7 protein-coding genes are annotated in these 5,951 nt (G+C 44.6%); 4 read left to right on the plus strand and 3 right to left on the minus strand.

Annotation, left to right across the window (positions count from 1 at the left end; translation table 11 throughout):
• Positions 1-791: aldehyde dehydrogenase family protein (locus VNZ46_RS07710; RefSeq protein ID WP_325559497.1), on the plus strand; the 791-nt coding region annotated here is incomplete at its 5' end.
• A 3-nt stretch (positions 792-794) separates the two neighbouring features.
• Here the strand turns inward: VNZ46_RS07710 and ygiD are convergent.
• On the minus strand, positions 795-1,622 hold the full coding sequence (ygiD, locus tag VNZ46_RS07715; RefSeq protein ID WP_325559498.1) for a 4,5-DOPA dioxygenase extradiol: 828 nt from the start codon (positions 1,620-1,622) through the stop codon (positions 795-797).
• A gap of 109 nt (positions 1,623-1,731) precedes the next feature.
• On the opposite strand from ygiD, the gene VNZ46_RS07720 reads away from it, so the two are divergent.
• Genes VNZ46_RS07720 through VNZ46_RS07730 form a run of 3 tightly spaced genes read left to right on the plus strand, consistent with a single transcriptional unit; the run spans position 1,732 to position 4,228 of the window.
• Positions 1,732-2,442 (plus strand): peptidylprolyl isomerase, encoded by a 711-nt coding sequence (locus VNZ46_RS07720; protein ID WP_325559499.1) that lies wholly within the window; start codon positions 1,732-1,734, stop codon positions 2,440-2,442.
• A 13-nt stretch (positions 2,443-2,455) separates the two neighbouring features.
• Positions 2,456-3,226, plus strand: coding sequence for an exodeoxyribonuclease III (locus VNZ46_RS07725; protein WP_325559500.1), 771 nt, complete (start codon positions 2,456-2,458; stop codon positions 3,224-3,226).
• 27 nt (positions 3,227-3,253) lie between these two features.
• Positions 3,254-4,228 (plus strand): formimidoylglutamase, encoded by a 975-nt coding sequence (locus VNZ46_RS07730; RefSeq protein WP_325559501.1) that lies wholly within the window; start codon positions 3,254-3,256, stop codon positions 4,226-4,228.
• Here the strand turns inward: VNZ46_RS07730 and VNZ46_RS07735 are convergent.
• Both VNZ46_RS07735 and efp read right to left on the minus strand, forming a co-directional pair.
• On the minus strand, positions 4,213-4,776 hold the full coding sequence (locus tag VNZ46_RS07735; protein ID WP_325559502.1) for a 5-formyltetrahydrofolate cyclo-ligase: 564 nt from the start codon (positions 4,774-4,776) through the stop codon (positions 4,213-4,215). The genes VNZ46_RS07730 and VNZ46_RS07735 overlap by 16 nt on opposite strands.
• 359 nt (positions 4,777-5,135) lie before the next feature.
• Positions 5,136-5,696 carry an elongation factor P gene (gene efp / locus VNZ46_RS07740; RefSeq protein ID WP_316834061.1) on the minus strand — a complete coding sequence of 187 codons (561 nt, stop codon included), beginning with the start codon at positions 5,694-5,696 and terminating at the stop codon, positions 5,136-5,138.
• Positions 5,697-5,951 lie beyond the last annotated feature (255 nt).

The raw sequence follows: 5,951 nt of genomic DNA on the forward strand, positions 1-5,951 counted from the left end.
TCAGTTCCGTTACCCTTGAACTGGGCGGCAAATCACCGGTTATTATCGATGAAACCACCAACATCCCAAAAGCAGCAGAAAAAATTGCCTGGGGAAAACTGATCAACGCCGGGCAAACTTGCATAGCGCCGGATTATGCCCTGATCCATCCTTCTAAAATGGAGGAGTTTATAGAAGCTTATAAAGCAGCAGTGACGGAAATGTTCTTCGATAAAACAGACAAACGACTTGATTTTAAATCTTTCGCAAAAATCATCAACCAGAAACATTACGACCGGATCCAGAACCTGGTTAATGAAGCAACAGACCGGGGAGCAATAATCCTCTGGGCTGGCCCCTCCAACCTCCTGCATCAAACCATTCACCCAACCTTGCTTGGGCATTTACCGGAAATCTGTGCCATCATGGAAGAAGAGATCTTTGGCCCCATACTCCCTATCATCCCCTACAGCAGTCTGGACGAAGCAATCGGGCTGATCAACCGAAAGAATAAACCGCTGGCACTGTATATTTTCAGCGAAGATCAATCTCATATCCGCCAAATCCTCAGAAACACCAGTTCCGGTGGCGCCTGTATCAACGACGTACTCATTCACATCTCCAACCCAAATCTCCCTTTTGGAGGCGTAAATCAAAGCGGAATGGGCAGCTCACATGGTTTCTTTGGTTTTAAAACCTTTTCCCACGAAAGAGCCGTCGTTTTTCAATCAGACATTAATGCTGCAAGCTGGGTTTACCCACCTTACAAAAAAAAGCAATGGATACTGCAGCTATTGAAAAAACTCATGTAAACTTTAACCCACCCGAACCGAGGTCATCGTCAAAGAACCCCCAACGGCTTTATCGTTAAATAAAAATACCGGTTCATCATCTTGTTTTAAACCCAGTGTATACATCAGCGGAAGATAATGTTCAGGTGTTGGAATGGCCAGCATGGCCTCTTTTCCAAGACTTTGATAATTCATCAAAGGCCGGTGCTCATTGGTCAGGATCAACTCCTTAAATTTCTCGTTGATTTCCAGGGCCCAGTCGTAACCACCACCATGGATCATCTCCCAGCTCATCATACGAAGATTGTGCACCATATTCCCGCTTCCCAAAATCAAAACACCCTTCTTTCTTAACTTGAATAACTCCGCAGCCAGCTCGTAATGGAACCTGGCATCCCGGGTATAATCTATACTCAACTGCAAAACAGGAATCTGTGCCTGCGGATACATGTGCTTCACTACGGTCCATGCCCCGTGGTCCAAACCCCATTCATGATCCAGATGAACCGCTGTCCCCTTCACCATTGCAGCTGTTTCAGCAGCCAGGTCAGGATTGCCGGGCGCCGGATACTCTACATCGAACAATGCCTGCGGAAAGCCCCCAAAATCATGTATTGTTGGCGGAAAATCCATCGCCGTTACAAAGGTTCCACGGGTAAACCAATGTGCAGAAACCACCAGAACAGCGCTAGGCTGCGGTATATCCTTTGCAATATCCGCCCATTTTCGGCTGAACTCATTGTCTTCTATTCCATTCATTGGAGAACCATGTCCGATAAAAAGAACCGGCATCGTATACCCCTGCTCCGGAAGGCTTGCTGTAAGTGTTTTTAAATCTGATAAGTTTGACATCTCGTCCTCCTTGTTGTACACAAATTTACTTCTTTGTGTCTCTGGCACTGTTGATCTATGGTAAGAAATTAAGGGGATTTAGCTAAATTAGCACAAAATTAACTTTCGTATGAAATACCTGTTTTCCATCTTCCTCTCCCTTTTTATCCTTTCTGCCCAGGCCAAGAAGCCTAAGCACCAATACATCAGGGTGTCTACGGAAATGGGCGAATGCATCATCCAGCTTTACAATGAAACCCCGCTGCACCGTGACAATTTCATCAAACTCACCAAGGCTGGTTTTTACAACAATACCCTGTTTCACCGGGTCATCAAAGACTTCATGATCCAGGGTGGTGACCCGGACTCTAAAAAAGCAGAGGCAGGTAAACTGCTTGGCGAAGGCGATGTGGGTTATACCATACCTGCAGAATTCAGGGACAGTCTGTTTCACAAAAAGGGCGTATTGGCTGCCGCCAGAGACGACAACCCTCAGAAAGCTTCCAGTGGATGCCAGTTCTATATTGTACAAGGCAAAAAGTTCACCGATGAGCAGCTCGACGCCATAGAAACGAACCGCCTTCATTTCAAATTGCCGCAATGGCAGCGCGAAATCTACAAAACCACAGGTGGCACTCCCCATCTCGACCGTAACTATACTGCCTTTGGTGAAGTCGTACAGGGCATAGAAATGGTTGATCTGATCGCTGTCAGCCCAACCGATTCGAACAACCGTCCATTAAAAGATATCAAAATGACCGTAACCCTGCTTAAAAAACGGGCAGCAAAAAAATTGGAAAAAATACTGGCCAAACAAAAACAAACACAGGGAAACGCCTAAATACAGCCCCATTATGAAGATCATATCCTATAACATCAACGGCATCCGCGCTGCAGCGACCAAGAACTTTCTTGACTGGTTAAAAAATGAAGACCCAGACATGGTGTGTCTTCAGGAAGTGAAAGCGCTGCCGGCACAAATCCCCGACATTATAGTCGTTCTGGAACAACTGGGTTACCACAACTATTGGTTTCCTGCAGAAAAAAAAGGATACAGTGGCGTAGCCATCTTCAGTAAAATTAAACCCAATCATGTAGAATACGGATGCGGGGAAGAATGGATTGATCAAGAAGGACGTATTTTAAGGGCCGACTTTGATGCTTTTTCTTTGATGAGCGTCTATTTACCATCCGGATCCAGCGGAGAAGACAGACAGGCTAAAAAGTATGAATTCATGAAGTTTTTCGATACCTATACAGAAAACCTGCGCATTACTTACCCTAACCTGATCATCTCTGGCGATTATAACATCTGTCATACCGCCATAGACATCCACAATCCAAAAACCAATGCCAATTCCTCCGGCTTCCTTCCAGAAGAACGCGAATGGATGGAATTGTTCCTCAACAACGGCTTTATTGATACCTTCCGGTATTTCAATAAAGATCCCCACCAATACACCTGGTGGAGTTTCCGTGCCAACTCCAGAGCAAAGAATCTGGGCTGGCGAATCGATTACCATCTGGCCACAAAACCGATGCTGGACCGCCTCAAACAGGTCAGAATCCTGCCCGACGTTGTCCATTCCGATCATTGTCCGGTCCTGCTGGAACTGAATGCTTAAACCAATAAAAACCCTAAATCATATCACATGGAAGGACTAAAACTGTATTCCCCTGCCGATATACTGGCACTCACCCGCCATCGCGAAGGAGAAATTAAACTAGGAGAAAAAGTACAAACCCTCCCCAGTCTGGACGACCTGAAGCAGTCCAATGCCCCTTTTGTCTTGCTGGGTATCCCCGAAGATATCGGTGTACGCGCCAACTACGGCATAGCTGGAACTGCAAGTGCCTGGGAAGCCAGCCTGAGGTCCCTCCTTAATGTCCAAAGCAATTCTTTTTTAAACGGAGCAGAGCTTCTCGTTCTGGGCCATTTCGAGTTCAAAGACCCAAAAGAAACTGATCCGGCAGCCCTAAGCAAAAAAGTAGAAGCGATAGACGATATGGTCTACCCTGTGATCCAGAAGATCATTGAAGCAGGAAAAACACCAATCATCATTGGCGGTGGCCACAACAATGCCTATCCCATTATTAAGGGCGTTTCTCTGGCCAGGGGGAAAGAAATAGACGTCGTAAATATCGATGCCCATGCCGACCTGCGTGAAACGAATGGCCGGCACAGTGGAAATGGATTCAGTTACGCCATTAAAGACAATTACCTAAAAAATTACAGTATTTTCGGGCTCCACGAAAACTATAATAATTATCATGTCCTACAGCAAATCAAAGAAAACCCACATGTCAACTGCATTTATTTCGATGAGCTGATCAAAACCAAGGACAGAACCCAGCTGCTCCATAATTTTGTTCAGCCTCTGGATTACAACCTCGGCCTGGAAATAGACCTGGACAGTATAGAGAATGTCCTGTCCAGTGCCTCAACACCCTCGGGCTTTACCCTGAACGACATGAGAAGACTGGTCCTCAACGGCAAGAAAAAATTCCACTATCTCCACCTCTGTGAAGGTGCAGTAGAACTCAGCGACGGAAGAAAAGATCCCAACACCGCAAAAACGATCGTTTACCTGATCACCGATTTTATCAAGGCTCAGCTAAACTTATAAACCCGCTCTGGAGTTACACAAACGTCCATACGAACATCAAATGCATTAACGTCGGCAATCTCCTCAACAGGTCCAAAAAGAGAGATGCCGACTTTTTTTGTCTCCAAGCCCTCCAGAAAACGGTCATAAAACCCCTTTCCATAACCCACGCGATAACCCCGGAGATCAAAAGCCAGGAGCGGAATCAGCACCATATCCACCTTCCCTACATAAATTTCTCCATCAACAGGTTCCAATATCCCATAAAAATTCTCCACAAGCCCCTCAGCTCCCCTATAAACATAGTTCGTCATCAAAGACGACCCAAAGTCTGCCCGCGGTACAATAACGCACATACCAGGATAATTTTGCGCCAACCAATCTATTAAAAGAAAAGTATCCGGCTCCGCTTTACGCTCCATCGGCAAAAAAACATGCACCACCTCCACATCAGAAAAATCCATCAAAGCAAACTGCTCCAGCAAACCCATACTCAGCACTCTTAGTGTCTCTTTCGACAACATCTTCCTTTCCTGAAGCGTCATCTTTCTAATCTCAGATTTCGTCATCAAAACAAAGATAATTATTAAGCCAGCCAACAACAACCCTGCACGCTAAACTCACCCCAACTCTAAACCTATAGCACCAATAATAACTCCCTACGACTCCATACAACCTCTGCATCACATCCGGTTTCCCCATCAACCCCGAACCTACCTTTTTTTGCGGTTACCCCTGCACCCAAAAAAATTAATTCTGCTCGGAGGAGACCTCAGCTTCGAAGCGGGCCGCTACGCGCCCCAAAGAAGCGTTAGTCTCCGAGAGCAAATTAATTTTCCCCCGCAAAAAACCGCATAAAAAAAGAAGGCTTCGGGAACCACTCCGAAGCCTCAATCAACCTAAACCTAAAACTAAACTATGAAAATTCTTATTTTACTCTTTCAACGTAATCGCCTGTACGAGTATCAATCTTAACTTTATCGCCCTGATTGATAAACATCGGCACTTTTATTTCTACCCCGGTCTCTACAGTTGCATATTTCAGCGCATTTGTAGACGTATCGCCCTTAACAGCAGGCTCCGAGTACGTAATCTCTAATTCAACATGAGAAGGTGTCTGCGCCATAATCGGCTCATCGCTTTCAAACGCAATGATTACATTCATTCCTTCTTTCAAAAACCGAACACTTTTCCCAAACAATACCTTTGGTATGTTAAATTGTTCGTAAGTACTGTTATCCATCACCACCAATGCGTCCCCATCTTCATACAAGTACTGGTAATCACTGGTTTCAACGCGACAAATCTCTACTTCTTCATCCACACGAAATCTGTATTCAACTAGTTTCCCAGATTTCACATTTCTCATTCTTGCCTGATAAAAAGCCCGTAAATTTCCGGGGGTACGATGAAGGAACTCCTCTACCTGTACCAATTCTCCGTTAAACCGAAGGATGTTTCCACTTTTTACTTCTGATGCCTTTGCCATTTTTCTTTGAAATTGTGCCTGTTACCCTGCCCGATTTCGTGCCGCAAAGGTAAAGGCTATTTTTTAATTATACAATAGTAAATTTAAAATTTATTTTTAATGCTGTTTTAGCGCCTGTTCCTCCATATTTCGTGACAATTTCATTATAAAAGCAATCGATAAATTAAGTTGTTTTATAATCTGTTACCTGGATAAAATGCTTACAGAAAGAATACTCTACTTCCTGATTAGAACATACAACCAGCAATTTATCTA

Origin of the sequence: Pedobacter sp. (assembly GCF_035566355.1) — a bacterium.
Lineage (GTDB): Bacteria > Bacteroidota > Bacteroidia > Sphingobacteriales > Sphingobacteriaceae > Pedobacter.

Excerpts from the sequence above, each read along its gene's own strand:
- ygiD (WP_325559498.1), bottom strand. The coding sequence starts at position 1,622 with ATGTCAAACTTATCAGATTTAAAAACACTTACAGCAAGCCTTCCGGAG.
- VNZ46_RS07720 (WP_325559499.1), top strand. The coding sequence starts at position 1,732 with ATGAAATACCTGTTTTCCATCTTCCTCTCCCTTTTTATCCTTTCTGCC.
- VNZ46_RS07725 (WP_325559500.1), top strand. The coding sequence starts at position 2,456 with ATGAAGATCATATCCTATAACATCAACGGCATCCGCGCTGCAGCGACC.
- VNZ46_RS07730 (WP_325559501.1), top strand. The coding sequence starts at position 3,254 with ATGGAAGGACTAAAACTGTATTCCCCTGCCGATATACTGGCACTCACC.
- VNZ46_RS07735 (WP_325559502.1), bottom strand. The coding sequence starts at position 4,776 with ATGACGAAATCTGAGATTAGAAAGATGACGCTTCAGGAAAGGAAGATG.
- efp (WP_316834061.1), bottom strand. The coding sequence starts at position 5,696 with ATGGCAAAGGCATCAGAAGTAAAAAGTGGAAACATCCTTCGGTTTAAC.